At 69.3% G+C, this 25864-nt stretch carries 30 protein-coding genes; 19 read left to right on the top strand and 11 right to left on the bottom strand.

Going from position 1 to position 25864, the window contains the following annotated elements; genetic code table 11:
* The first annotated feature begins 3 nt into the window (after positions 1-3).
* Positions 4-612, top strand: a complete 609-nt coding sequence (locus AC5L3X_RS37275; RefSeq protein WP_494863383.1) for a TetR/AcrR family transcriptional regulator — start codon at positions 4-6, stop codon at positions 610-612.
* 34 nt (positions 613-646) lie between these two features.
* Here the strand turns inward: AC5L3X_RS37275 and AC5L3X_RS37270 are convergent, their stop codons facing one another.
* On the bottom strand, positions 647-1453 hold the full coding sequence (locus tag AC5L3X_RS37270) for a Tn3 family transposase (protein WP_494863403.1): 807 nt from the start codon (positions 1451-1453) through the stop codon (positions 647-649).
* 87 nt (positions 1454-1540) lie between these two features.
* Positions 1541-2143: a TetR/AcrR family transcriptional regulator gene (locus AC5L3X_RS37265; protein WP_494863381.1), complete on the bottom strand. Its 603-nt coding sequence runs from the start codon at positions 2141-2143 to the stop codon at positions 1541-1543.
* 75 nt (positions 2144-2218) lie between these two features.
* Between AC5L3X_RS37265 and AC5L3X_RS37260 the strand changes: the two genes are divergently transcribed.
* The 4 genes from AC5L3X_RS37260 to AC5L3X_RS37245 all read left to right on the top strand — a co-directional run bounded on the left by AC5L3X_RS37260 (position 2219) and on the right by AC5L3X_RS37245 (position 5170).
* Entirely contained in the window at positions 2219-3046 is an 828-nt protein-coding gene (locus AC5L3X_RS37260; protein WP_494863380.1) for a class I SAM-dependent methyltransferase, read from the top strand.
* A gap of 169 nt (positions 3047-3215) precedes the next feature.
* Positions 3216-4109, top strand: a complete 894-nt coding sequence (locus AC5L3X_RS37255) for a DUF6192 family protein (protein WP_494863378.1) — start codon at positions 3216-3218, stop codon at positions 4107-4109.
* A 4-nt stretch (positions 4110-4113) separates the two neighbouring features.
* The gene (locus AC5L3X_RS37250) at positions 4114-4530 is read left to right on the top strand and encodes a hypothetical protein (protein ID WP_494863376.1); all 417 of its coding nucleotides are present in this window, start codon (positions 4114-4116) and stop codon (positions 4528-4530) included.
* 4 nt (positions 4531-4534) lie between these two features.
* On the top strand, positions 4535-5170 hold the full coding sequence (locus AC5L3X_RS37245) for an IS5 family transposase (RefSeq protein WP_494863375.1): 636 nt from the start codon (positions 4535-4537) through the stop codon (positions 5168-5170).
* Positions 5171-5311: 141 nt separating this feature from the next.
* Here the strand turns inward: AC5L3X_RS37245 and AC5L3X_RS37240 are convergent, their stop codons facing one another.
* Entirely contained in the window at positions 5312-5641 is a 330-nt protein-coding gene (locus AC5L3X_RS37240; RefSeq protein ID WP_494863373.1) for a hypothetical protein, read from the bottom strand.
* Positions 5642-5796: 155 nt separating this feature from the next.
* Here AC5L3X_RS37240 and AC5L3X_RS37235 point away from each other — a divergent pair, with 155 nt between their 5' ends.
* The 4 genes from AC5L3X_RS37235 (at position 5797) to AC5L3X_RS37220 (ending at position 9413) form a co-directional block, all read left to right on the top strand.
* Positions 5797-6189, top strand: coding sequence for a GntR family transcriptional regulator (locus AC5L3X_RS37235; protein ID WP_494863371.1), 393 nt, complete (start codon positions 5797-5799; stop codon positions 6187-6189).
* Positions 6186-7148 carry an ABC transporter ATP-binding protein gene (locus tag AC5L3X_RS37230; RefSeq protein WP_494863369.1) on the top strand — a complete coding sequence of 321 codons (963 nt, stop codon included), beginning with the start codon at positions 6186-6188 and terminating at the stop codon, positions 7146-7148. Before AC5L3X_RS37235 ends, AC5L3X_RS37230 begins: the two co-directional genes overlap by 4 nt.
* Positions 7149-7161: 13 nt before the next feature.
* The gene (locus AC5L3X_RS37225; RefSeq protein ID WP_494863367.1) at positions 7162-8133 is read left to right on the top strand and encodes an ABC transporter permease; all 972 of its coding nucleotides are present in this window, start codon (positions 7162-7164) and stop codon (positions 8131-8133) included.
* Positions 8134-8681: 548 nt separating this feature from the next.
* Complete coding sequence (locus AC5L3X_RS37220; RefSeq protein WP_494863365.1) at positions 8682-9413, top strand: hypothetical protein; 732 nt, start codon at positions 8682-8684, stop codon at positions 9411-9413.
* An 83-nt stretch (positions 9414-9496) separates the two neighbouring features.
* Here AC5L3X_RS37220 and AC5L3X_RS37215 read toward each other — a convergent pair whose 3' ends face one another.
* The 5 genes from AC5L3X_RS37215 to AC5L3X_RS37195 all read right to left on the bottom strand — a co-directional run bounded on the left by AC5L3X_RS37215 (position 9497) and on the right by AC5L3X_RS37195 (position 12888).
* Complete coding sequence (locus tag AC5L3X_RS37215) at positions 9497-10033, bottom strand: hypothetical protein (RefSeq protein WP_494863364.1); 537 nt, start codon at positions 10031-10033, stop codon at positions 9497-9499.
* A complete protein-coding gene (locus tag AC5L3X_RS37210; RefSeq protein ID WP_494863362.1) occupies positions 9972-11087 on the bottom strand; it encodes a transposase in 1116 nt (371 codons plus the stop codon). Before AC5L3X_RS37210 ends, AC5L3X_RS37215 begins: the two co-directional genes overlap by 62 nt.
* A gap of 155 nt (positions 11088-11242) precedes the next feature.
* Positions 11243-11653 carry a VOC family protein gene (locus AC5L3X_RS37205; protein ID WP_494863360.1) on the bottom strand — a complete coding sequence of 137 codons (411 nt, stop codon included), beginning with the start codon at positions 11651-11653 and terminating at the stop codon, positions 11243-11245.
* Positions 11650-12429: an arsenate reductase/protein-tyrosine-phosphatase family protein gene (locus AC5L3X_RS37200; RefSeq protein ID WP_494863358.1), complete on the bottom strand. Its 780-nt coding sequence runs from the start codon at positions 12427-12429 to the stop codon at positions 11650-11652. Before AC5L3X_RS37200 ends, AC5L3X_RS37205 begins: the two co-directional genes overlap by 4 nt.
* A gap of 84 nt (positions 12430-12513) precedes the next feature.
* Positions 12514-12888 carry a DoxX family protein gene (locus AC5L3X_RS37195; protein WP_494863356.1) on the bottom strand — a complete coding sequence of 125 codons (375 nt, stop codon included), beginning with the start codon at positions 12886-12888 and terminating at the stop codon, positions 12514-12516.
* Positions 12889-13003: 115 nt separating this feature from the next.
* On the opposite strand from AC5L3X_RS37195, the gene AC5L3X_RS37190 reads away from it, so the two are divergent.
* On the top strand, positions 13004-13495 hold the full coding sequence (locus tag AC5L3X_RS37190; RefSeq protein WP_494863354.1) for a MarR family winged helix-turn-helix transcriptional regulator: 492 nt from the start codon (positions 13004-13006) through the stop codon (positions 13493-13495).
* Between the two features lie 125 nt (positions 13496-13620).
* Here the strand turns inward: AC5L3X_RS37190 and AC5L3X_RS37185 are convergent, their stop codons facing one another.
* Positions 13621-14814: an epoxide hydrolase family protein gene (locus AC5L3X_RS37185; protein ID WP_494863352.1), complete on the bottom strand. Its 1194-nt coding sequence runs from the start codon at positions 14812-14814 to the stop codon at positions 13621-13623.
* Between the two features lie 63 nt (positions 14815-14877).
* Here AC5L3X_RS37185 and AC5L3X_RS37180 point away from each other — a divergent pair, with 63 nt between their 5' ends.
* The 3 genes from AC5L3X_RS37180 to AC5L3X_RS37170 are packed head-to-tail and all read left to right on the top strand — an operon-like array spanning position 14878 to position 16510.
* Positions 14878-15840: a helix-turn-helix transcriptional regulator gene (locus AC5L3X_RS37180; RefSeq protein ID WP_494863350.1), complete on the top strand. Its 963-nt coding sequence runs from the start codon at positions 14878-14880 to the stop codon at positions 15838-15840.
* Between the two features lie 38 nt (positions 15841-15878).
* Entirely contained in the window at positions 15879-16361 is a 483-nt protein-coding gene (locus tag AC5L3X_RS37175) for an arginase family protein (RefSeq protein ID WP_494863348.1), read from the top strand.
* Positions 16292-16510 carry a hypothetical protein gene (locus AC5L3X_RS37170; protein ID WP_494863346.1) on the top strand — a complete coding sequence of 73 codons (219 nt, stop codon included), beginning with the start codon at positions 16292-16294 and terminating at the stop codon, positions 16508-16510. Before AC5L3X_RS37175 ends, AC5L3X_RS37170 begins: the two co-directional genes overlap by 70 nt.
* Before the next feature lie 186 nt (positions 16511-16696).
* Here AC5L3X_RS37170 and AC5L3X_RS37165 read toward each other — a convergent pair whose 3' ends face one another.
* A complete protein-coding gene (locus AC5L3X_RS37165) occupies positions 16697-19090 on the bottom strand; it encodes an ATP-binding cassette domain-containing protein (RefSeq protein WP_494863344.1) in 2394 nt (797 codons plus the stop codon).
* Between the two features lie 317 nt (positions 19091-19407).
* Positions 19408-19758, bottom strand: a complete 351-nt coding sequence (locus AC5L3X_RS37160) for a PRC-barrel domain-containing protein (protein WP_494863343.1) — start codon at positions 19756-19758, stop codon at positions 19408-19410.
* Positions 19759-19965: 207 nt separating this feature from the next.
* On the opposite strand from AC5L3X_RS37160, the gene AC5L3X_RS37155 reads away from it, so the two are divergent.
* Genes AC5L3X_RS37155 through AC5L3X_RS37130 form a run of 6 tightly spaced genes read left to right on the top strand, consistent with a single transcriptional unit; the run spans position 19966 to position 25860 of the window.
* The gene (locus AC5L3X_RS37155) at positions 19966-20829 is read left to right on the top strand and encodes an STAS domain-containing protein (RefSeq protein WP_494863341.1); all 864 of its coding nucleotides are present in this window, start codon (positions 19966-19968) and stop codon (positions 20827-20829) included.
* A complete protein-coding gene (locus tag AC5L3X_RS37150) occupies positions 20829-21209 on the top strand; it encodes an STAS domain-containing protein (RefSeq protein WP_494863339.1) in 381 nt (126 codons plus the stop codon). Before AC5L3X_RS37155 ends, AC5L3X_RS37150 begins: the two co-directional genes overlap by 1 nt.
* Positions 21206-21607, top strand: a complete 402-nt coding sequence (locus AC5L3X_RS37145) for an anti-sigma regulatory factor (RefSeq protein WP_494863338.1) — start codon at positions 21206-21208, stop codon at positions 21605-21607. The genes AC5L3X_RS37150 and AC5L3X_RS37145 overlap by 4 nt, the downstream gene beginning before the upstream one ends.
* On the top strand, positions 21604-22605 hold the full coding sequence (locus AC5L3X_RS37140; RefSeq protein WP_494863336.1) for an ATP-binding SpoIIE family protein phosphatase: 1002 nt from the start codon (positions 21604-21606) through the stop codon (positions 22603-22605). The genes AC5L3X_RS37145 and AC5L3X_RS37140 overlap by 4 nt, the downstream gene beginning before the upstream one ends.
* Entirely contained in the window at positions 22602-24281 is a 1680-nt protein-coding gene (locus AC5L3X_RS37135) for an ATP-binding response regulator (RefSeq protein WP_494863334.1), read from the top strand. The genes AC5L3X_RS37140 and AC5L3X_RS37135 overlap by 4 nt, the downstream gene beginning before the upstream one ends.
* Entirely contained in the window at positions 24274-25860 is a 1587-nt protein-coding gene (locus tag AC5L3X_RS37130) for a SpoIIE family protein phosphatase (RefSeq protein ID WP_494863332.1), read from the top strand. The genes AC5L3X_RS37135 and AC5L3X_RS37130 overlap by 8 nt, the downstream gene beginning before the upstream one ends.
* Positions 25861-25864: the final 4 nt, after the last annotated feature.

The following is a 25864-nucleotide window of genomic DNA, read 5'->3' as shown; positions in this document are numbered from 1 at the left end:
TCGATGATGACCACATCGGCGCAGCGACCGGCGCGACCAGAGCCGCCCTCCACGCGACGGCGCGGTGAGGCGCTGCAGCGGGTCATCTTCGACACGGTGATCGAGCAACTCGGCACCGTCGGCTACGCCAAGCTGAGCACCAACCGGGTCGCCGCCGCGGCGGGCACCGGCAAGGCGGCCCTGTACCGGCGGTGGCGCAACAAAGACGAGCTAGTGCGCGACGCGCTGCGTGACCTGCTTCCCGCGCCACCGGAGACCTCGCCGGACATGCCGCTCCGCGACGGTCTGGTGATGTTGCTCCGGTACCTCAACCAGGCGCTGTACGACTCCAAGGGCACCGCTTTCCAGGCGGTGGCGGCCGCGGGGGATGAGCAGACTACCCAGCTTCGCGTGCTCTTCCACGAGTCGGTGACCGTGCCCTGCGAGAGGGGCATCGTCGAACTGATCAGGAGACACGGAGGTGCCGCACCGGGTGCGAGCGAGACGGCCATCGCCGCGGCCGGGCCCGCGATGCTCCTCTACCACTGCGTCAGCGGACAGCCCAAGAGCACCGACGAGCAGATCGAGTCGGTCGTCGATGACCTGCTGCTCCCACTCATCGCACGTGGTTGAAGCCCCACGCCGTAGCCTCAGCCTGCCAAGGTGCTCACACCACACCCGTCTCCTCGCCCAGATCGAGATGAACGTCCATATCGTCCAGCGGCGCGTTTAGGTCGTAGATGTACTCGCCGAAGCGGCGAACGTTGTCTTCCTGGTAGGGGGACATGATGGCCACGTCGGCGCGATGGACCGCCTCGCCTTCCCGGATCGAGATCGCGACCTTCATCAGGTCCTGCCAGTGGTCCTCGATCAGCTGCCAGTTGATCGGGTCGCCGAACAGCGCGTCGATGTGCCGATAGCGCACCCCTGGCTCGGGCCGGTGGAAGGTCAGGTCCCGGAAGTTGCGGATACGCGGCAGCAGCTCGAACCCGAACAGATGCGCTAAACCGAAGACCGGGAACCTCTGGCCTTGCGCATTGGCATGGATCTCCTTGGGCGCCGCCTCGCTCTCCTGCTCCAGCAGCCCCTCGATGATGTAGACCGCCTCCCACACCCCACACGGTACGAATCTGAAGAAGAGCGCGATGTAGTTGTCGGCGATGTGGTGGTAAGCAATCCCGCCGTAGCCTCCGTAGCAGATGTGGTACTCGGCGATCAGATTGTCCGCGTAGATGTCGTACTTGGGGCCGTCGGCGGCCACCGCGTTGCCTTCTCCCCACAGCCGGGGCAGATCTAGCCGCAGGTAGGCGTTGACCACGTCGGCGATCGCCTTGTTCAAGCTGGCCACCGTCACGTGCTTGCGGACGGTGTAGGAGAGCTCGTGCGCGCTGATGTGCCCTCCCAGAGGCCGGGCGGCCTGGGCGGCGCCCAGGTTGCAGCCGTAGGCGAAGGCGACCAGCAGATAGCGCTCCAGCGGGTCGGCGGGGTCAGCTTATGAGATCGACTCATGGCCGGTTTTACCCGTATCTCGGCTGGACCCGACGCCTCTCCGAGGTGGCTCTTACAGCAGCCGTCTTTGCAGGACGTCGGCGATGACCGTGGTCACGACCTTGTCGACGGCTCCGGTCTCCGGGGGAGCGCCTTCGCGGCCGGCGAACAGCAGGTGCCCGGCGCCGATCAGTGAGAGCGCGAGCGTGTCGACGTCGGCGTCGGCTGCGATGCGGCCCATCGCGCACTCGTCGTCGAGGTAGGAGGCGAGCATGACCGCGGCCTCCGCCAGGACCGGGATGCCATGGCCTGGCCTGCCGTGACGCAGCCGGGCGCGCAGCTCGTCGCGGAAGATGACGAGACCGACGATTGCCGTCGCGACCGGGTCGAACAGATCCGTCAGCGCGCCGGTGAGGTTGCCGGCGACGGTGCCGGTGCCGGCGGATCGGCGCAGGGCGGCGGCCTGGTCGTCGATCCGGGCGATGCGGTCCCGCACGAGCTCGGCGAGGAAGGCGTCGAAGTCGGCGAAGTGACGGTGCAGGACGCCCTTGGCGACGCCCGCCTCGGTGGCGACGGCGCGGCTGGTCAGCGCGGTCGGCCCGTCCCGGAGCAGGACGCGCTCGGCGGCGTCGAACAGTTGGCGTCGCGCGTCGCGGATGTGCACCCCGGTCGGCACCGCGTGCTCCTCCTTACGCTCACCGCTTATTGCTAGCCGGTTGTCGAGTGGGCGGTCGCCCACTATGGTGGGCGCATGCCCACTATACCGCAGGAGCGATCACGCCCCTCCGAGAATGAGCCTCACCGGGCCCGGCAGATCGCGGAGTCGTTCGGGGTGGACGCCGAACGCTACGACCGGGCCCGCCCTCGCTACCCCGATGCCCTGGTGGAGCGGATCGTCGCCGCCAGTCCCGGGCCCGACGTCCTCGACGTCGGGTGCGGCACCGGCATCGAGGCCCGGCAGTTCCAGGCGGCCGGCTGCACGGTGCTGGGCGTCGACCCGGACCCGCGGATGGTCGGGTTCGCGCGGCGCAGCGGGGTCGAGGTCGAGGTGGCGACGTTCGAGACCTGGGATCCGGCCGGCCGAGCGTTCGACGCGGTCATCGCGGGCCAGGCCTGGCACTGGGTGGACCCGGTCGCGGGCGCGGCCAAGGCGGCCCAGATGCTGCGGCCCGGCGGGCGGCTGGCGGTGTTCGCGCATGTATTCGATCCTCCGCCCGCCGTCGCGGACGCCTTCACGGCGGTCTATCGGCGGGTGGTGCCCGACTCGCCGCTCAATGACCAGCCGCCGGGGCAGGCTTCGGCCATCTACCAGGCGATGTTCACCACGTTCGCTGACGGGATCCGACAGGTGGATGAGTTCGGCGACCCGGAGCAGTGGCGATTCGACTGGGAGCACTCCTACACCCGCGACGAGTGGCTGGATCTGCTGCCCACGACCGGCGGCCTCACCCGGCTCCCGGCTGACAGGCTGGCCGAGGTGCTGGCAGGCGTCGGGGCCGCCATCGATGAGATCGGGGGCGGCTTCACCATGCCCTACACCACGCTGGCGGCCACCGCGGCGCGAACCAACGCCATCTGATCCGGACGCACCTGAGGAGGTGTCTCTAATCCGTTGATGATCGTTAGGGAAACACCAAAAGACCTTGTTTGCCAGGGATTGTCACTAGACGTGATCAATAGGATGCTTGGTGTTGGTGGTCCGCATCCCGCCGTTGTCCCGTACGTCACGTGCGTGGGGAGAGCGGAGCATGCCGACCATGATCGGTCACGTCAGCCAGGAGCGGTACGAACAGATCGTCACTCGCGGCCGGGAGCTGGTTGAACTCCAGACCCGTTCCCAGTTCGAGCTCGGCGACCTGGCGCTGGAAATCGAGCCGATGCAGCCGCACGGCGGCGCGCACCCGGACCGGGGCGAGGCGCTGTTCGGCGTCGTGGAATCCCTGCAGCTGTTCGCCGACGACCTCGCCATTCCGGTGAAGACACTGGAGACCCACCGCTGGGTGGCCTCGCGCTGGCCGGCCCAGCACCGCCGGCACGGGGTCCCGTACTACATTCACAAGACGCTGGCCTCGCTCCGCGACGATGAGGAGCGGTGGGAGCGCATCACCAAGCCTCCGCTGAACAAGCGCACCAGGAAGCACCGGTGGACCGACACGGCCGCCAAGCAGGCCGTCGACCAGAAGTTCGCCGACACCACCTCGGTGCAGCAGAAGGTCGAGCGCATCCACGACCTGGCCCGCGATGAGCAGGTCGCCGCCGCCGTGGCGACCGATCTGCTGCGCCGCCCGGAAGTCGCCTTCAAGGCGATGACCGACACCACCGCCCGGCATCTGGTCAACCGTGCGCAGGTCGACCAGGCCCGGCAGGCCGGCGATGCGGTCCGCGAGCGCACCCCGGCACTGCCCCGGATCGAGCGCAGCCGCGACCTCATCGAGCTGGTCGGCGCGTGCTCGGTGTTCGTGGCCGCGGTGGGCCGGGTGCTGCCGACGCTGCGCGGGCACGCCTTCACCACCGAGGAGATGGCCACCGTGGCACGCAATCTCGGCCGGGTGCGCGCGACCGCCGACTGGCTGGAGACGGCCGTCGAGTCCGGCGACGTGAGCCTGGACGAGGGCCTGGCCCGGCTGCTGCGCGGCGAGTAGCGCCATGCCCTCCAGGGGCCTGGCCGCCAACGTCTGCGGCGACCAGGTTCGTCTCGCGCTGCTGGAGGCCCGCCCGGCCGGACTGACCGCCCGGCAACTGGTCGGCGCCACCAAACTGAGCCTCTTTCAGGTCCGCAAGGGCATCCTCTACATCCGGGAGGTCTCGGCGATGGCCCACTTGACCCCGCTGATCTGGACCTACGCCGACGGCTACCGCTTCTCCTCCCAGCCCGATGATTGGATCGCCTACGAGCGCTCGCGGATGCGCACCGAGCTGACCTGGATCAGCCGGCTGCTGTCGGCGACGGTGGCACCGCACGCGGCCAGCAGACCCGAAGCGGAGTGGGTCAACCTGGTGCTGGGCCAGCTCAACGTGGTGCAGGTGGCGCTGAGCCTGCTCAACAAGGCCGGGCGAGCGTGAGCCGATGCGCAGGCGCCTCTATCCGTCCGACACCAGCGATGAGGAGTGGGCACTGATCGAGCCTCTCCTACCGGTGCCCGCCTGCCGGACGCGCACGGGCGGGCGGCCGGAGAGGCACCACCGCCGCGACATCTTCGACGCGATCAGGTACGTGATCGACAACGCCTGCAAATGGAGGGCCTTGCCCGCGGACTTTCCGCCTTACCAGACCGTGTTCGGGTTCTTCAGCCGTTGGACCAGAGCCGGGGTCTTCAACCGGGTCCGTGATGAGCTTCGCCGCGCCATCCGGTTGCGCGCCGGGCGCTGCCCCAACCCGGTCGCGGGCGTCATCGACTCCCAGTCGGTGCGCGCCGCACCCACCGTCACCGGCCGCTCCCGGTCTTATGACGCCGGGAAAAGGGTGCCGGGGAGGAAGCGCCACCTGGTCGTGGACGCCTTCGGCTTGCTCATGATGGTCATGGTCACGGCCGCGGGACAGCCCGACCACGACGCCGCCCGGGAGTTACTGGCCCGGATGCGGATGCTGCACCCGCAGCTCACCCTCATCTGGGGTGACAGCGCCTACGCCGGGACGCTGGTGGAGTGGGCCCGCCGCGATCGGGTGGTTGATGAACGCCCGCCGCAACGTGATCGACTTTGAACGCAAGCCCTCGCACAGCGAAGCCCACCTGACCGTTGCCTCGATCACGCTCATGACCAGACGGCTGACCAGGAAGAGGCCGCCGGCATGGACCCGAGGGCCAGCGTCTGTTCCGCAGGCCGCCTGAAGAGGGCCGCCAGCTCAGGAAGCCGCCGCCTCGTGGTCCTGCTCGAGAGCAACGCCCTCTAGCATGGCCAACCGCGTCACGAGCCGGGGCAGTTCAGGACCTCCTTGCCAGCGATCGGGAGAGACCTGTGCGCACGCTTGGCCCGCAGCCAGCATCGCGGCCAGTGCCGAGACCGAGTTCTCGTAGATCTGTTCACCCTCGTACTTGTCCATCAGGTCGGCAACGTGGGACGGGGCCTCCCCGCGCGCCGTGTCCCACTCAGCGCCGACCAGACGGTTCGCCTCGGCTCCAAGGTCATTCCCGGGCCACAGGGACACCAGTTCCACGGCGTGCTGAAGCGCCATCTGGGCGCCCCCGGCGACGCACGCGGCGATCGAACGGACGAACTTGGCTCCAGGAAATGGCGACGACGACCCGCGCGAGAGGCCAGGAGGCCGAGTTGACGAAGATCGTGGACACCAATACCCTTTTACTAATCTAATAGGAAAAGGGTATTGCGGTGATCAAGCTTCGCCTCGACCCAAGCTCCGGTGTGGCGACATATCTGCAACTGGTGCATCAGGTCAAACACGCCTTGCGGCTCGGTGTGCTCATGCCGGGCGATCGGCTGCCGACGATCAAAGAGGTCGTCAGCGACCTCGCGATCAACCCGAACACAGTGGCCAAGGCCTACCGCGAACTGGAACACGAGGGCCTCGTCGTCGGCCGGCCCGGGTTGGGCACGTTCGTGCGGCGGTCCCTGGGCGGCGGATCCACGGCCGATCACACCCGGTTCCGCAGCGACCTCGCCCGGTGGGTGCGCGGCTGCCGTGAAGCGGGGCTCGACCAAGGGGATATGGAGGCGTTGTTCGCCTCGGTGCTCGCCGACTCCCCCCAGGAGGGGATCGCATGACGGTGGGTCGGACAGTGAGGATGTTCGGCGGCGGATCCGGTGAGCTCACCGCTCCCGCACAGAGCCCGACGGCTCTGGAGGCCATGAGGCTCGCCAAGCGGTATCGGGGCACGTGGGCGTTGCGCGAGTGCACGCTGTCCGTCCCCGCCGGCCGGGTCGTCGCGTTCGTCGGACCGAACGGCGCGGGCAAGTCCACGTTCCTGCACCTGGTCGCTGGCCTGATCGCCCCCACCCGGGGCAGCGTGCGTGTCTTCGGCGAACCGGTTGGGCAGCGGGCGGCGGCCCTCGCGCGAGTGGCGTTCCTGGCCCAGGACAAACCCCTCTACGACGGCTTCACCGTCGCTGAGATGCTCCGCTTCGGACACCATCTCAATCCGGGGTGGGACGACGCCCTGGCCCGGCAGCGGCTGGCGGAACTGGACATCCCTTTGAACCGCAAGGTCGGCAAGCTTTCCGGAGGTCAGCAGGCACAGGTCGCGCTGACCATAGCCGTGGCCAAGCGGCCGGATCTGCTGGTCATGGACGAGCCGCTCGCCAACCTCGACCCAGTTGCCCGGCACGACGTCATGCGCTCCTTGATGGCGGCCGTGGCCGAGACGCAGATGACCGTCGTGCTGTCCTCCCACGTGGTGTCCGACCTGACCAACGCCTGCGACTGGCTAGTGGTGCTCAACCGCGGCCAGGTCCAGATCAGCGGCGAGGTCGACGAGCTGCTCGCCGCCCACCGGATGCTGTCCGGTCCGGCCGAGCTCGCCGACGGGATGGCGGCCCGGATGCCGGTGATCAGCGACAGCCGCAGCGAACGGCAGGCCGACCTGCTGGCCCGCACCGGCCCGGGAACGCCGTTGCACGACCCGCGATGGAAAGTGTCCGGCGTGAGCCTGGAGGAGCTGGTGCTGGCCTACCTGCGCCGCCCCGACACCACGGCGCTGCCTCGTCCGACCCTGACCACTACCTGACCGCTTAGGAGACATGGAAGTGTTGTGGCTTACCTGGCGGCAGCACCGCATGCAGGTGCTCCTCACCACGGCGCTGCTGGCCGTCCTCGGCGTGGTTCTGCTCATCAGCGCTCTGGGCACAGCCGAGTTCGCCGCCCAGAACGCTCCGGCGACCGACTGCATGGCGGACACGCCCGCGTGCAGCGCCTACCTCGGGGAGATGAACGAGCGCATACGGCTGGTGGGTGAACTCCTCGGATGGCTTTCGCTGCTGGCTCCGGCGGTGATTGGCGCTTTCTGGGGCGCTCCGCTCCTGGCCCGGGAGTTCGAACAGGGCACGCACCAGCTGACCTGGACCCAGTCGGTGACGCGGCGCCGCTGGCTGGCGGCCAAGACCGTCGGGCTCGGCGCCGCGGTCACGCTCGGCGGGCTGGTACTGGCCGCCATCGTGGAGCCCTGGTTGGCCACCTTCGACGTTCCCCCCTACAACGTCGACCGCTTCGACATGAGTTGGTTCCGCGTTGTCGGCATCCTGCCGGCGGCGTGGTGGCTGTCCGCGTTCGTGCTCGGCATGGCCACGGGCGCGCTCTTCCGGCGGACCCTGCCGGCGATGGCGGTGACCCTGGCGGTGTGCGCGTTGGCATTCTTCGGACTCCTCAGGGCGCCGTCCTCCTACGCGACACCGGAGCGAGCCGTGCAGGCCACGGTCATGGACGACCCCACACCAGATGACTCGTTGTACGTGACGAGCTACTGGATCGACGGAGACGGCGTGAAGTACACCTCTCAGGAGAGAGGGCTCGCGCTCGCCGGCCCCTGCGGGACGGACGAGACGACCAAGAAGTACGCCAGATGCTCCTTCAGCCACGGCTATCGACAGGTGACCGAGTTTCACCCCGCGGACAGGTTCTGGCAGTTCCAATGGACCGAGGCGGAAATCCTGCTCATCCCCGCTCTCGCATTGGGCGGCGTCGCTGTCCGGCGCACCCTTCGGCCCCGCATCTGAAGCCCGCTATCGCCTCATCACGGTGACGGGAGGGCCTGGCGCAGGACCGTCACCGCCTCCTGCGAGGCGTCCAGTAGAGGGCGAGCAGTGGATCATGCAGGACCGAGTTCTGTGTGGCGGCGGTCGGCTCTTTGCGACCGGACATTTTAGGGAAGTCAACAAGATCACTTATAGTGACGGGGTTCAAAGACACCTTCTGAGCTTGTTCTTTATCCACCAGACCGTTGCGCTCGTCTGGACTAATGAACAACGCCTTGGGGTGGTCGACCTGCTCAACTCCTCGTTGCTAGGTCTTGTGGTTCGACTCGTTTGAGCGACGCGCTCATCGCTCATCCGCACGAGCCACCCTCGCGACCGATTCAACCCCCGGGTGGTCTAGTCGACGCGTAGTCACCCAAAACAACACCCAAGCGGTACGATGCGAACACCGAACCGGGCAGCTGGCCGTACCAGCAGCACCAGCGGGCAGGACTTCTCCGTCAGGGGGCGTGGCCGTACCGCGCCCACCAGCGGTTTTCCACGTACCTCACGTTGATGGAGAACCCGTCATGACCTCTGCCGTCCCTCGTGCCTTCCACTGTGAGCACACCCGCGCCAAGAGCAGGGTGCTCGCTCTCGTCGAGCGCTCTGGCCAGCCCGCGACCCTGCATGCCGTACTGACCTGTACCGATCCCGCCCTTGCTCAGCACGCCGCCTACCTGCTCTCCTCGGTGGTGGAGAACGGCTTGGGCCCCGCCGCCCGCGCTGAGTCGGAGCGGATCGCAGCGGCTCTGCCCGACGCGCCCGCCGCCTCCTTCCGTCGTACGCTGGCCGATGTCGTGAACGGGACCTGGGCCGACGCCCCCGAGCTCGCCGCCACGTGGGAGTCCCTGCGGCGGGGCCGCGGCGACTCGGCCGGCCTCGGTGGCGACCTTGAGAGCCGCACGCCGGGCGACGCCCGCCTCGACGCCTTCCCAGGGCCGGTCGTACGCACGATCAGCCTGCTGGAGGTGCACGTCCACGACCCGGCGCGCCTTCTCGCGGCGGCCACCGCGACGGGCTGGAGACCGTTCGACGCCGAGGACCTCGACGAGGACGACAGACAGGACGTCGTCGGGGCCGTCATGCACTTCGTCAACGGCCCGGAGTTCCTGCCGGGCGCCGACCAGCTGATGGACGTCGTGCAGGCGCGGCTGCTGCGCGTCGACAGGGGTGATGAGGTGAGCGACTGGAGCACCGCGCCCGTGACGGCGAGGTTCGACACGGGAACGAGGTCCGACCCCGGCGGCCGGGCCGACTGATCGCTACCTCATAGCCACGTCGGCGCGGCCGAGCACGAGATCGTCTCGGCTGCGCCGGGATGTTCACACGCCTAACTTGTTCTTCATCGTCCGGGTTGTTGTAGGGCTGCGAGGGTGCGGCCGCGTTTGACGGTCTTGCCGACGTCGTAGCGGGTGGCGGGCCGGCGGTTGGGGATGCCGGGTGGGCGCCCCGGGCCGGGCCTGGAGGGTTTGGGTACGCTGGCCGGTTGGGCGAGTGCGGGACGCAGGTTCCGAAACCCGCGCCGGACCCGGGCGGGGGTGAGCTGCCCCGGGCAGGCCGGTTTCTCCCACGGGTGACGCAGGTCCTTGACCAGGAGGCGAGCCAGGCGGAGCTGGGTGCAGACGATGACGAGCAGCCAGGTCCAGCGGTCGGCGGCCTGGGCGGCACGAATGCGGGGCCGGGTCCAGCCGAGGGTCTGCTTCCAGAAGCGGTAGGTGTGCTCCAAGTCGAACCTGCGCAGGAACGCCTGCCAGCAACGGTTCACATCCGCGCCGGTGGCGCCAGTCTTGGAGGACCACAGCCAGACCGGCGGGGCGTCACGGTCGCCGGGCAGATGCTCGACCTTCAGCCGGATGAGGGTGCCCTCGATGAGAGGCAACTCGCCTTCGTGGTCGAGCCAGGCCGCGCGGTGGGTGAGGCGCGGGTGGAGCCGGTCCCAGGCGCTCGCCTCGGCCTTGCCGTAGTGGGTGGTGTCGGTGACCGTGGTCACCGCGGGTTGGCCAGGTGGCGGGGTCGGCCAGAGCGAACTCGCCGCCATGCTTGGGCGGCCGGCCACCCTTGGGGTCATAGCATCGTGGCGGGGCGGGCAGACGCAGCACCCGGTCGGACCGGATGCGTCCCAGCAGTTCGACTGGTAGGTCGCGCAGGACATAGGCCAGGCGGGGGATGTCGTAGCCGGCGTCGGCCACGATGAGCATGTCCGGATCGCCGCTGTTCCACTGGCCGGCGGAGATCAGCCGCTCGATGACGCCGCGCAGCTGGGCGGCGGTGACGGCGGTGGCGTCGTCGACGGGACCGAGCCGCACCACGTCCAGCTGCGCCGTCCATGAACTGCGGCCCATCTCCAGCGCCGCGACAAATGAGTATGGCCAGCCCGGGATGAACTGCGAGGCGCTTTTGGCCCGGCCGTAGACGTGGCAAGACAGCCGCTTGGCCGAGCAAGCGGCGTCCGAGCGCAGCCACGGCGACACATCCACCGCCAGTACGATCCGCCCGTCCGGCCAGCGCGGCAGCAGCAGCCTGGCCAGCACCTCGCGCAGCTGTTCCACGTCGATCCGGCCGTGGTTGAGCCCGCCGTACAAGGCGCCGTGCCCGCGCCGGTATTCCGGTGACAAGGTCAGATCCACCGGCGAGTGGACCGGCCCCGGCGCGCACAACAGCGCGTCGGTCAGTTCGAACAACGCATCAGCCCGCGCGCGAAGGCAGGCGTAGACGTCGTTCCGGAACCGGGACAACACCCTGGAGGACTCGACACAGGCGGCATCGTTCAGCAGACTCACCCTCACGGCCTTGTAGCGATCGGCAGCGACTCGACACCGCACATGATCACTCAAGGCCGTCTTGCTGTCCGCGAAACGATCAACCAGCCGCTCAGCACAACGATCCGGACGATAAAGAACAAGCTGAGGGGCTGACATCCGGAACGCCGCCATCCGGTCAGGATCATGCCGTCGACCGGGACCTTCTCGCTCGGCCGCGCGACCAGCACGTCCCCGGGCAGCACCCTTGATGCCGATCTCGCTACCGTCGCGGCGGACACGGGCCCGCGGGTCACGACTGTCGGTGCTGGTCGCGGGGATCGTGGTGATCAGGGCCCGGCCGAGGCGGTGGCGGCCGGAGCGGGGGCCGGCTGGAACAGTTCGATGAGGTTGCCTGCGGGGTCGGTAAGCAGAATCTGGCGTCCGCCGGGGCCGGCGACCACGTCGCTGCAGAAGGACGACAGTCCGGCGCTGCGGAGCCGGCCGATCTCGGAGTCGAGGTCGTCGACGATGAGGTGGATGCGGTTGCGACCGGCGGTGAGGCCGGTGGGAGTGGCGCGGGCGCCGGAGCTGGCCGGTCCGGACAACAGCAGCCTCAGCGGTCCGCGTACCACGTCGGCGAAGGCGGGCGCGGCGTTGGTGCCCAGGGCGAAGCCCAGATGGGTGGTGTAGAAGTCGACGGCGGCGGCCACGTCATCGACGAGGTAGCGGACGCCGGCGAGCTGTTCGGGTGCGGTCATGACGAGACCTCCTGTGGCGTGAGAACGGGCAGCAGGTAGCGGACGCGGGTGTCGATCTCTTCCATGGTGCGGGCGAACGCGGGGGAGCCGGCCCCCTCGGAACGGCCGGGCGTGGCGGGGTCGGGGATGCTCCAGTGCAGGCGCCGGGGATGGCCGCCGATGTCGGGGCAGACCTCGCGGACCTTGTCGCACAGACTGATCACGTAGTCGAAGCGGCGACCGGCCACGGTGTTCACATGCCGGGGACGCTGGTCGATCAGATCGATGCCGTGGCGCTCGCGCAGGAGCTGCACGGCGTACGGGTGCAGTCGCGGCCGTGGGTGACTGCCTGCGCTGGTCACCTCGACACGGCCGCCGGCGTGGTGGCGCAGCAGGGCCTCGGCGATCGGTGAGCGGGCGCTGTTGCCAGTGCAGGTGAACAGCACGACGGGTCGGCGCGCATGTGCCGCTGAGGACGGTGGCGACGGCGGGGCCGGATCGAGGCGGAGTGCGGGATGCAGGACAGCGCCGGTGTCGGCCAGCTCCTGGGCACAGCGTTCCAGGTCCAGGTGGTAGTAGCTGTCACGGGCGTCGAAGGTGCTGCGGCGGGCGGTGACCAGCCCACCGCCGCGCAGAAGCCGTAGATGGTAGGAGACCAGGTTCTGTGGTTGACCGACCAGTTCCACGAGCTCCCGGACCCGGTGGTCGCCGACGGCCAGCAGGGTCAGCAGCCGCCATCGCACGGGATGCGCGGCCAGCTGGACGAAGGCCGGGGCGGCTTGAAGCGAACTCGCCATACGGCGACAATACATCAAAGTAATTTGATGTATAGCTGGTGGATCTTGTCAAGGGATATGGCGGTGCAGGACTCGCAGGGTGGGTCAGAAGGCGTAGGGGCCGAAACGGCCCCAGGCCACGAACGCCGCCAGGACGAGCAGCACCACGTTGACGGCGATCGCCGAGGTCTCCTTGCGGCGGGCGTGGGTGACGGCAGCGCCGATCATGACCAGGACCAGGCCGGCGGCGGCCAGCGGGGTGAGGATCGGCACGACGCCGAGCGCCGCCGGCAGGACCAGCCCGAGCGCGGCCAGCAGTTCCAGGGCGCCGATCGCCTTCACGGCGCCCCCGGAGAAGTCCTCGGTCCAGGCCAGGCCGGAAGTGGCGAGCTTGTCCTTGGGCTGGGTGAGCTTCATCGCACCGGCGGCCAGGAAGACGAGAGCGAGCAGGCCGGCGACGATCCACAGGGCGATGTCCATGGGGGGTCCTCACGTGAGTCACTTGAGATTTCATGCTCAACGTAGGGGGAAATGAGTTGAAGCGTCAAGTGATCGAAGCAAGCGCGTACTTGACGCTTCAAGATAAAGTGGAGGCATGTGCACCCAGGAGCCCCGATGGCTGACCGAGGAGGAAATGTCGGCCTGGCTGGGACTGGCCAGCGCGATGATCAGACTGCCGGCCGCCCTGGACGCCCAGCTGCAGCGCGATGCGGGCATCAGCCATTTCGAGTACCAGGTGCTGGCCGGCCTGTCGATGAGTCCCGAGCGCACCATGCGGATGAGTGAGCTGGCGCAACTGGCCGACGGATCGCTGTCGCGGTTGTCGCATGTGGTCTCCCGGTTGGAAAAGCGCGGCTGGATACGCCGCACACCCGACCCGGCCGACGGCCGCTACACGCTGGCCGTCCTCACCGACGACGGCTGGGACAAGGTCGTGGCCAGTGCCCCGGGCCATGTCGAGGCGGTCCGCGCCCTCGTCATCGACCCCCTGACCAAGGCCCAGCTCCGCCAGCTCACCGAGATCACCAGGCGCGTCAACCGTGCCATCGACCCCGACGGCGCCTGTTCTGCCGAACGCTCCAGCTGACCTCCCTCACGCCTGAACGCGATCCGCACCACCACCGCCCGGGCAGGCCGCCCGCTCGGCGGTCATCCGGAACCGATACCGGCCACCGCCGGAACCACACGACGAGATCGAGCGCCTGCCTCGGCTCAGCGCACCTTACGGAAGAACTCGCGAAGGTCGCCGATGAGCAGATCCGGCCTCTCCATCGCGAGGAAGTGCCCGCCCTCGCCGAGTTCGGTCCAATGCACGACGTGGTGGTCGCGCTCGGCCCAGCGGCGGATGGTCACGTCATGGTTGGAGACCAGCACGCCGGTCGGCACCGTCCCGCGCTGGGGCGCCGCCCACTCCTCTGCGCCTTCCCCCCAGTCCGCGCCGGAGCCGTCGCCGGAGCCGGCGCTCCAGTCGTTCGCGGAGATCTCCTCGTAGTAGATCTGCGCCGCCGACCCGGCTGTGCCGGTCAGCCAGTACAGGCAGACGCCGGTCAGGATGCGATCACGATCGATGCTGTCCTCGGGCAGCCCGTCCTCAGGGTCGGTGAGTTCCTTGAACTTCTCCACGATCCAGGCGAGCTGGCCGACGGGCGAATCGTGCAGACCATAGGTCACCGTCTGCGGCCGTTTGGAGTTGCACCGCAGATAACCGTCGTTGAAGTCCCGCATCGCCTGCCAGCGCCGCTGCTCGACCTCTGACAGGCCCTCCATCTCACCGTCCGCCCCGACCGGGAAGGTGAGCAGGGCGTTGACATGGACGCCTACGACACGGTCCGGATCCTGCTCGGCCATCCGGGGGGCGACCCACGCGCCGGTGTCGTAGCCGTGCACGCCGTAGCGCTCGAACCCGAGCTGGGACATCAGCCGTACGAGCACCCCGGCCATCCTGGCCGCGTTCATGCCCGGCCCGGCCAGCGGCGTGGAGAACCCGAACCCCGGCAACGACGGGATCACCAGCTGGAAGGCGTCGGCCGCGTCACCGCCGTGCGCGCGGGGATCGGACAGCGGGCCGATCACGTCGAGGAAGTCGGTGAACCCGCCCGGCCAGCCGTGCAGGAGCAGCAAGGGCGTGGCGTCGGGCTCAGGCGAGGGCACGTGCAGGAAATGCAGGTTCTGCTCGTCGATGGTGGTGAGGTACTGCGGGTACGCGTTGAGCGCCGCCTCCTGCGCCCGCCAGTCGTAGCGGGTACGCCAGTGCTCCGCGAGCTCCTTCAGGTAGCCCAGCGGCACTCCCCGGCTCCAGCCCACACCCGGCACTTCCTCCGGCCAGCGGGTGTTGGCCAGCCGCGCACCCAGGTCGTCGAGCTGAGCCTGCGGGATATCGAGACGGAAAGAACGGATGTTCGTCATGCCGGAAAAGCTAGGAAGCCCTTAGGACGGCTTCGGTCCTAAGGGTCTGGCAACCTTGAAGGCATGGTGGGGACCTCCGCACGGCTGCTGAGACTGTTGTCGCTCCTGCAGACCCATCGCGACTGGTCCGGGGCCGAGCTCGCCGACCGGCTGGGCGTCACCGCGCGCACGGTCCGCCGCGACGTCGAGCGGCTGCGCCAGCTCGGTTATCCGGTGAACGCCGTGCGGGGGACCGCTGGTTACCGGCTGGGAGCAGGGGCGTCGCTGCCGCCGTTGCTGCTCGACGACGACGAGGCGGTGGCCGTGGTGGTCGGGCTGCGCACGTCGGCGGGTGGCTCGGTCGCCGGGATCGAGGAGACATCGCTGCGGGCCCTGACCAAACTCGAACAGGTCCTGCCCTCCCGGTTGCGACACCGGGTGAACACGCTGCACGCGGCGACCGTCCGGGTCGGCGGCTCCGGGCCCACGGTGAGCCCGGACACGCTGATGGCGATCGCCGACGCCTGCCGTCGGCGCGAACGGCTGCGCTTCGACTACACCAGCCCTCACCGCGTCGACACGAGCCGGTCCGTCGAGCCCCACAGCCTGGTCAGCTTCGGCCGGCACTGGTATCTCGTCGCCTGGGACACCGACCGCGATGACTGGCGTACCTTCCGGGTGGACCGGCTACGGCCGCGCACGCCGACCGGCCCGCGATTCGCGCCCAGACGACCACCCGACGGCGACGTCGCGACCTACCTGGCACACCGGCTCTCATCACGCACCTGGCCGTGCCGGGCGACCGTCAGCCTGCACGAGTCCGCCGAGGCCGTGGCCGACCGGGTGTGGCCGGGGATGGGCGTCGTGGAGGCCGTCGACGACCACACCTGCCTGCTGCACGTCGGCGCCGAAACCCCGTCGGCGCTGGTCTGGATGATCACATCTGTCGACACCGACTTCACCCTCGTCAGCGGCCCACCGGCCCTCGCCGACGCCCTCCGCGCCCAGGCCACCCGCTGCCTGCGGGCCGTACCAGAAAAAGAGTGATCCAGAACGCCGATGCTCGTGCCTCATATCGTCGTCGCATGACGACTGTGCTGTGCGTACCACAATGGCAAGGCTCGGCGTCGAGCAGGGCGCGGCGGTTGACGTCCGGAGCCCGCCGCGCCGCCGAACTCGTTCCGGCCGACACGGTGGTGACCGTGCCGGTGCCGGAAACCGGCGGTGACAAGGTCGCCGGGATCCGGTCCTACGAGGTGCTCATGGAGAGCCAGCGGCTGACGCGGACGGCACTGACCGGCATCGACGACCAGGTGATCACCATCGGCGGTGACTGCGCGGTCGACATCCCGCCGATCGCCGCTGCCCACAACCGCTACGGTGCCGCGTTGACGGTGCTGTGGCTCGACGCGCACCCGGACGTCTACAGCCCGCCGACCCTACCTTCGGGCGCCTTCCACGGGATGGTGGTGCGCGCGCTGTTCACGTCGACCTCGACGTGCTGGAGCCCACCGCCTTCGGCGCGACCTGCTACCCGGAGCCGGACGGCGCGCAGCCGCAACGACTGATCGATCTCGTCTCGCAGGTGGACGGCATCATCGGCGCGGCCATCACCGAACACGCGCCGTCCAGCGACGAGGTCAACCCGGGCGAGGCCGAGGTGATCCGCCGACTGGGCGCCGCGCTGACGTCCGGCATGTCCTCGGGGACTTCGTGATCGTCATCGGGAAGGAGCGCGGGGTGACCTCATCGACCGGTCCGGGCCGCGCTCCGGCCGTGCACGAGCGGCACGGACCTTCCTGCAGGAACCCGTCCACGAAGGAGGGTTCGATCTCTGGGCCGGCCACGCCCTGCCCTACGAGAACAGCGGGTGCGCCTGCTTTCTCGTAGGGCATGGGGCGGGTCAGGCGCCGACGTAGGCCGCGAGGTGCTCGCCGGTGAGGGTGGAGCGGGCGGCGACGAGGTCGGCGGGTGTGCCCTCGAAGACGATCCGGCCGCCGTCGTGGCCGGCGCCGGGACCGAGGTCGATGATCCAGTCGGCGTGCGCCATGACCGCCTGGTGGTGCTCGATGACGATGACCGACTTGCCGGAGTCGACGAGCCGGTCGAGCAGGCCGAGCAACTGCTCGACGTCGGCGAGGTGCAGGCCGGTGGTGGGCTCGTCCAGGACGTAGACGCCGCCCTTGTCTGCCATGTGGGTGGCCAGCTTGAGCCGCTGCCGCTCGCCGCCGGACAGCGTGGTGAGCGGCTGGCCGAGGCTGAGGTAGCCGAGCCCGACGTCGGCGAGCCGGTCGAGGATGGCGTGCGCGGCCGGCGTGCGCGCCTCACCGGCGCCGAAGAACTCCTCGGCCTCGGTCACCGACATCGCGAGCACCTCGCTGATGTCTCGGCCGCCGAGGTGGTGGTCCAGCACCGACGCCTGGAACCGCTTCCCCTCGCACTCCTCGCAGGTGGTGGCCACGCCCGCCATCATCGCCAGGTCGGTGTAGATGACGCCGGCGCCGTTGCAGGTGGGGCAGGCGCCCTCGGAGTTGGCGCTGAACAGCGCCGGCTTCACGCCGTTGGCCTTCGCGAACGCCTTGCGGATCGGGTCGAGCAGTCCGGTGTAGGTCGCCGGATTGCTCCGTCGCGAACCGCGGACGGGCGCCTGGTCGACCGAGACGACACCCGCGGCGGCCGGGATGGAGCCGTGGATCAGCGAGCTCTTGCCGGAGCCGGCGACGCCGGTGACGACGCACAGGACGCCGAGCGGGATGTCGACGTCGACGTCCTGAAGGTTGTGGCGGGTGGCGCCGCGGATCTCCAGCGTGCCCTTGGGGGGCCGCACCATCTCCTTGAGAGCGGCGCGGTCGTCGAGGTGGCGGCCGGTGATGGTGCCGCTGGCCCGCAGCCCCTCGATGGTGCCCTCGTAGCAGATGGTGCCGCCCCCCGTACCGGCGCCGGGACCGAGGTCGACGACGTGGTCGGCGATCGCGATCGCCTCCGGCTTGTGCTCGACGACGAGCACCGTGTTGCCCTTGTCCCGCAGCCGCAGCAGCAGGTCGTTCATCCGCTGGATGTCATGGGGGTGCAGGCCGATGGTGGGCTCGTCGAAGACGTAGGTGGTGTCGGTGAGCGAGGAACCGAGGTGGCGGATCATCTTGACGCGCTGCGCCTCACCGCCCGACAGCGTGCCCGCCGGCCGTTCGAGTGAGAGATAGCCGAGCCCGATCTCCACGAACGAGTCGAGGGTGTGCAGCAGCTTGGCGAGCAACGGCGCGACCGACGGCTCGTCGAGGCCGCGGACCCATTCGGCCAGGTCGCTGATCTGCATCGCGCAGGCGTCGGCGATGTTGATCCCGCCGATCCGCGAGGAGCGAGCCCCCTCGCTGAGCCGGGTGCCGTCGCACTCGGGACAGGTGGTGAAGGTGACCGCCCGGTCGACGAACGCCCGGATGTGCGGCTGCATCGCCTCCCGGTCCTTGGAGAGGAACGACTTCTGGATCTTCGGGATGAGCCCCTCGTAGGTGAGGTTGACGCCGTCGACCTTGACCTTGACCGGCTCCCGGTAGAGGAAGTCGTTCAGCTCCTTCTTGGTGTAGTCGCGGATCGGCTTGTTCGGGTCGACGAAGCCCGACTCGGCGTAGACCCGCACCGTCCAGAAGCTGTCCGACTTCCAGCCGGGGATCGTGAACGCGCCCTCGGCGAGCGACTTGGAGTCGTCGTAGAGCTGGGTGAGGTCGATGTCGGTGACCGCGCCCCGGCCTTCGCAGCGCAGGCACATGCCGCCGGTGATGCTGAAGTCGCGCCTCTCCTTCACGGTCTTTCCGGCGCGCTCGATCTTGACGGCGCCCGCTCCGCTGATCGAGGCGACGTTGAAGGAGAACGCCTGGGGTGAGCCGATGTGCGGCTGCCCGAGCCGGCTGAAGAGGATGCGCAGCATCGCGTTGGCATCGGTGGCGGTGCCGACGGTGGAGCGGGGGTCGGCGCCCATCCGCTGCTGGTCGACGATGATCGCGGTGGTCAGTCCTTCGAGTACGTCGACCTCGGGCCGCGCCAGCGTCGGCATGAAGCCCTGCACGAACGCGCTGTAGGTCTCGTTGATCAGCCGCTGCGACTCCGCCGCGATCGTGCCGAACACCAGCGAGCTCTTGCCCGAGCCGGAGACGCCGGTGAACACCGTGAGCCGTCGCTTCGGGATCTCGACGCTGACGTCCTTGAGGTTGTTCACGCGCGCGCCGTGCACGCGGATCAGATCGTGGCTGTCGGCAACGTGCGGCGCGGGTGACGGCAGGTCCGTCCTCGGGGCCGTGCTCATCGTTTCTCCATCTGTTACGCGGGGCCGCCTTCGCGGTCTCCGTAGGCGTCGCTTGGCTGCGTCTAACGAACTTCGAACATTATGTCGGTTTCTTCATCGCCGCGGCTGCACTTCGGCCAGTGGGACGCTTGGCCGGAGGCACCAGACACCCAGGCTAGATGTGGCTCGGTGACGGTACTTCTCGATTTCTGATCGGTTCGGTCACCTGCTTCGTGACGCGTCCTGTTCAACCGCCTCGCCGGGCGCGAGCCAGGGGAAACGCGTGTGGGCTCCTCCCGGAGAACCGGGAGGAGCCCACACGATCCGACCGCTGAGGGTCAGGGCAGGTCGGGGTAGCGACCGTAGTAGTCGCCGACCTGCTGGCGGTAGCCCGGGTCCTTGTGGGTGGCCTCGTCGAACTCGGGCGCTTCCTTGATCTCTTCCTTGGTACGGGCCAGGAAGACCTTCTTGTTCTGGGGGTCGACCTCGGTCACGGTGCTGGCCGGCAGGATGACCTTCTTGCCGAAGATCCAGAAACCGGTGTCGACGACCAGGTAGCTGTCGCCGACGACGTTGCTCTCCTCGTCGACCGATCCGATCTTCCCGTCGACGGCTTCGACGTCGAATCCGATCAGGCTCACGCTGGTGTCGGAGATGACGCCTTCGCGGTAGCTCCACGGCTGAGTCATATGGGGTTTGCTCCCTGTCGTCGATGGTGTGACAGGGCTTCGGCTACCCAGCCATCGTGCGGTAAACGTCCGGCACGTGATGGCCTACGGCACCGGCCGATCGGAGGTACGCGGCCGCCTCTGCTGCGTTCATCACATAGAGCCAGCACGGAAAGACGGGTAGCCTTCTGGCGTTGACCTGAGACAAGCATCCCATAGGAGCACATTTTGACCGTCCACGGAGACGCCGATCGGCTCCGCATCGAAACGCTCCTGAGGGAGCAGGAAGAACGCATCCTCAAGCGCTGGCTGGACATCGCCGGAGCGGCCGTCGGCGGACGCGCGGACCACGGAGTCCTGGGCGGGCGGATGCGCGAGATCTACCAGGCCATGCTGAGGTCGCTGTCCGAGGGAGACGACTCCAGCGACCTGCGCGGCCTGCTGGCCGAGCTGTCCCGCATCCAGGCGCGAGAGGGGTTCACTCCGTCCGACACCGCCGTCCTGGTGCTCAGCGTCAAGGAGGCGGTGTACGAGACCATCGAGGCCAGCGAGGAGACCGCTGCCCTGCGCGGCTACATCTGGTTCTCCAAGTTCGTCGACGACCTGGCGCTCTACACGTTCGAGACCTACGTCACCGCCCGCGAGAAGATCATCACGGACCAGTCCGAGCAGTTGCTGGAGCTGTCCACGCCGGTGGTCAAGCTCTGGGAGGGCATCCTCGCGGTGCCCCTGGTGGGGACGCTCGACTCCGCCCGCACGCAGGTGGTCATGGAGAAGCTGCTCCAGGCGCTGGTCGAGACCGGCTCCGAGCACGCTGTGATCGACATCACCGGGGTGCCGGCGGTCGACACCCAGGTGGCCCAGCACCTGCTCAAGACCGTGGCGGCCGCGCGGCTGATGGGCGCGGAGTGCGTGGTCTCCGGCATCCGCCCGCAGATCGCCCACACCATCGTCACCCTGGGCATCGAGTTCGGCGACATCGTCACCAAGTCGTCGCTGTCCGACGCCCTGGCGCACGCGCTGCGGCAGAGCGGCGTGCAGGTGACGCACGGAGCGAGCAAGCGCGTCGTCGTGGCGACGGAGCGGGCCTGATGGAGCGGGTGCCCGTCCTCAAACTCGGCGACGTCCTCATCGTCTCCATTCAGATCGACCTGCAGGACCAGGGCGTTCTGGCGCTTCAGGAGGACCTTGCCGACGCGATCGTCGAAAGCGGCGCTCGCGGCGTGATCATCGACATCTCCGCCGTCGAGATCGTCGACTCCTTCATCGGCCGCATGCTGGCCACCATCGCCTCCATCTCGCGCGTGCTCGACGCCGAGACGATCGTCGTGGGCATGCGCCCCGCGGTCGCGATCACGCTCGTGGAGCTCGGTCTCTCACTCGGCGGCGTACGCACGGCGCTCAATCTCGAGAAGGGCGTCGCGCTGCTCGAAGACCGCGACAACGCCAGGGCGGTCGCGGTGCCGAGGTGACGGACGCCATCGAGCTGCCCATCGCCGCCAACGGCGACGTGGTCCTGGTGCGCCAGCGCGTGCGCACCAGCGCCCAGCAGGTGGGCCTGTCACTGGTCGACCAGACGAAGGTGGTGACCGCCGCCAGCGAACTGGCCCGCAACACCCTGGTGTACGCCGGGGGTGGCCGGGTGCGGATCGAGGTCGTCAGCAACGGCGCGCGCGGCGGGCTCCGGCTCACCTTCGCCGACGAGGGCCCCGGCATCCCCGATCTGGAGCTGGCGCTCACCGACGGGTGGACGACCGGGGGCGGCCTCGGGCTGGGCCTGAGCGGCTCCCGTCGCCTCGTGGACGAGTTCGACCTGGACTCCGAACCCGGCAAGGGCACCCGGGTGACGGTGATCAAGTGGGCCAGGTGATTCGGTCCAGAGACGAGTCCTGGGTCCGGGTCGAGGACGCGAGCGCCATCGGAGCCGTCCGCCGCGCCGCCGCGGCGCTCGCCGAGACGGCCGGCTTCGGCGAGCACGACCGGGGAAGGGTGGCGCTCGCGGTGAGCGAGGCCGCCTCCAACCTGGTCAAGCACGCCACAGAGGGGATGATGCTGATCCGGGCTCTCCCGGGGCCGGCCGCGGCCGTCGAGGTCATCGCCCTGGACAGGGGGCCGGGCATCCGCGACTTCACCCGCGCCCTGCGCGACGGCTACTCCACCACGGGCACCCTCGGGGTCGGGCTCGGCGGCATCGCCCGGATGGCCTCCTCCCACGAGGTCTACTCCGTTCCCGGACGCGGAACGGTGATCAGCATGTGCTTCACCGCCGGCGCGGCCCCGGCGCCCGCCTCCCGGGTGAGCGGCCTGACCCGGCCCATCGGCGAGGAGAGCGTGTCCGGCGACGCGTTCGCCTGCGTGGACAGCCCCGGCACGGCGGTCGCGATGCTGTGCGACGGGCTCGGCCACGGGGAACTGGCGGCCGGCGCCTCCCGGCAGGCGGTGCGGGTCTTCCAGGAGCACAGCGATCTGCCGCCGGTGGCCCTGCTGGAGCGTGTTCACCGCGCGCTCGCCGGCACCCGGGGCGGCGCCGTGGCGGTGGCCAGGCTCGACCGCGAGAGCGGCCTGGTCCGCTACGCCGGGGTGGGCAACATCTCGGGCTGGATCATGCACGCGGAGGGCAGGCAGGGCATGATCTCCGTCCCGGGTATCGCCGGCCATCAGAGCAGGACGTTTCGCGAGTACGAATACACCATGCCGCCGCACAGCATGGTCGTGATGCACTCCGACGGGCTCACCGACCGGTGGGACGTCTCCTCCTTCCCCGGGCTGACGACGCGCCCCCCGACGGTCGTGGCCGCCACGCTGCTCAGGGACGCCGGGACACGCAGGGACGACGCCTGCGTGCTCGTCATGAAGGGCCCCGCATGAGCGCCACGCAGCTGGCCAGGATCAGCGTCAGGAACGATCAGGACGTTTTCGCCATGCGCAGGGTGGGACGCGAGGTCGCCGCGGCCTCCGGCATGTCCGAGCAGGACCAGATCCGGGTGGCCACGGCGCTGAGCGAAGTGGGGCGCGAGATCGTGATCGAGGGCCACGCCGATGTCGGCGTCGCCTTCCTGCTCGACGAGGACGACCTCGTGATCTCGCTGAGCTTCCTGACCGGGGACCGCCACTCGTCCTCCGACGGCATGGTGATGGCGGGACGACTCATGGATGCGGTCGAGGTGGACCGCCCCGGCCAGGTGATCATGCGTAAGCGGCTCACGTCGGGGCCGCCGACGCTGCCGATCAGTCAGATCCGCGCCCGGATCGACGCGCTGACACCCACGAGCGCGCTGGAGGAGCTACGTCAGCAGAACCGTGAGCTGGTCTCGACCCTGGAGGAGGTCCGCCAGCTCAACACCGAGCTGGAGGAGACCAACCAGGGGGTCATGGCGCTGTACAACCAGCTGTCGGCCGAGCTGGAGGAGACCAACCGCGGGGTCGTCGCGCTCTACGCCGAGCTGGACGAGAAGTCGCTGCAGCTGCGCGAGGCGGGCGAGGCCAAGAACCGGTTCTGGGCCACGGTCAGTCACGAGCTGCGCACCCCGCTCAACTCGATCATCGGCCTGGTCCGCCTGCTGACCGGCCCCGGCGGAGAGCCGCTGGGCACCGAGCAGACACACCAGATCGACCTCATCGGCTCGTCGGCGGAGACCCTCCTGGCACTGGTCAGTGAGCTGCTCGACCTGGCCAAGGCCGAAGCCGGGCGGCTCGACCCGCAGCCGACCACCGTCGACCTGGTCGCGCTGGTCGAGCGGCTGCGGCTGACGCTGTGGCCGACCTCCGGCACCGAGCGGGTCGTTCTGACGGCGCACGTGCCGGAGCCGGCCCCAACGATGCTCGCCGACGAGGCGATGCTCATCAGGATCCTGCGCAATCTGCTGGCCAACAGCCTGAAGTTCACCGAGGAGGGCGAGGTCACACTGCGGGTGACCCACGACACCGCGGCCAGCGAAATGGTGTTCACCGTGACCGACACCGGGATCGGCATCCCGGCCGAGCACCTCGCGCACGTCTTCGAGGAGTTCTACCAGGTGCCGGGCCCGGCGCAGCTGCGGGCCAAGGGCACCGGGCTCGGCCTGCCGTACGCCCGCAGACTGGCCGAGGCGATGGGCGGCTCCCTCATCCTGACCAGCTCGCAGGGACAGGGCACCACGGCGACGTTCCGGCTTCCGCACACCCTGGACGACATCCCCGTCGTGAACCGGATCCTCATCGCCGACGACGACGAGAGCTTCCGTGCCGGGCTGCGCCGGATGCTCACCGGGTTCGCCGCCCACATCGACGAGGCGCCCGACGGCGCGGCCGCGCTGGAGGCGATGGGCGCCGCGCCCCCCGACCTCGCGCTCCTGGACCTGCTGATGCCAGGCCTCGGCGGCGCGGCCCTCCGGCAGCGGATGGCCGACGACGCGCGGCTGCGCGACATCCCCGTGATCATCGTCACGGCGGCGTCGTCCACTCACCACCCGGACCACGCCGACGCGGTGCTCGCCAAAGCCGGCCTGCGCCGGGACGTGCTGCTGGGTGCCATCCGGCAGGCATTGGGAAGCCATCATGACTGAAAGCGGGAAAAATCAGGCGAGGGTCCTCGTCGTGGACGACACGCCGACCAAGCTCTACATCCTGTCCAGCTGGTTGCGGCGGGCCGGCCACCAGGTCGCCGAGGCGACCGGCGGGCTGGAGGCACTGCGGAAGGTCAGGGAGATCCGCCCCGACCTGGTCGTGCTGGACGTCCGCCTGCCGGACATCTCCGGGTACGAGGTCTGCGAGCAGATCAAGAGCGATCCCGCCTTCTCCTCGATCCCGGTCATCCAGATCTCGGGAGCGGCGATCACCACCGCCGACCGGGCGCTCGGGCTGCACCGCGGCGCCGACGCCTACCTGGCCGAGCCCATCGAGCCGGACGAGTTCGCCGCGACGGTCGAGGCGACGCTGCGCTACTACCGGGCGCGGCAGCGGGCCGAACGCCTGGCCGGCAAACTCGGCGCGCTCGCCGAGCTCACGCTGGCGATGAACGCCGCCGAGACGTTCGACGACCTGCTGTCCACCGCTGTTGAGGGCACCAGCAAGATCCTGGGCAGGCGCGCCGGGGCGCTGGCGCTGCTGCCCGACGGCCGGCCCCGCAGGTTCACCGCCAACCCGCCCGGCGGCACCACGACGGCCAGGAGCGCCGCGCCCGCCGCCCTGGAGGGGCTGACCGAGCTGGCGCTGGGCGACCGGGCCGGCACGCAGATCTTCACCATCCCGTACGACTACTGGTCGAAGGTGGCCCCCGACACCCCGGCCCGCCAGGACATCGTGGCCGTCATGTCACGCACGAAGCCCAATCGGCCCGCGGTCGTCCTCGGCGTGGAGCAGGACTCCGAGCTCGACGAGGACGAGCTGAGCATCCTGCGGCAGCTCGGTCAGGCCGTGGCGCTCGCGGTGGAGGCGCTGCGCGCCTACGCCGAGGAGCACGCGATCGCACTCACCCTCCAGCGCAGCCTGCTGCCCTCCCGCGTGCCCGAGGTGGCCGGGCTCGACATCAGCTGGCGCTACCAGCCGGCGTTCGACAACGTCGAGGTGGGCGGCGACTTCTACGAGGTGCTGGAGCTCGGTGAGCAGGTCCTGATCGGCGTCGGGGACGTCCAGGGACACTCGCTGCTGGCCGCGACCGTGATGGCCGAGCTGCGCCACGCACTGCGGGCCTCGCTCCTCGACTCGGTGGATCTCGGCCGGTCGCTGGCGCTGCTCAACGACGTCCTGCGGCGCTACCACCCCCGCATGACCGCCACCGTGTGCCTGACCCTCGTCGATCCGGCGACAGGGGAGACCCTGGTCGCCAACGCCGGTCACATCCCGCCGCTGCTGGTCGGCGCCGATGGCACGGCCCGCTACCACGAGCTCGGCAACCTGCTGCTGGGCGTGGCCGGGGAGGTCTACCGGGTGGACCAGGTGACCGTGCCGCCGGGGGGAGCGGTGCTGATGTTCACCGACGGACTCATCGAGGACCGCGACAAGTACCTCGACGAGAGCCTCGAGATCGCCAGGAAGATGGCCGAGACGATCGGTGACGACGTGGACGAGTTCGCCGACCGGCTGATCGAGAGCTTCGGCGCCCGGGAGGACGACGTCGCGCTGGTGCTCTTCCGTCGCCGGTGACCGG

This window comes from Nonomuraea sp. CX421 (genome assembly GCF_059358955.1).
The sequence above is the reverse complement of the archived record's forward strand: the minus strand, read 5'-3'. Positions and strand labels throughout refer to the sequence as shown.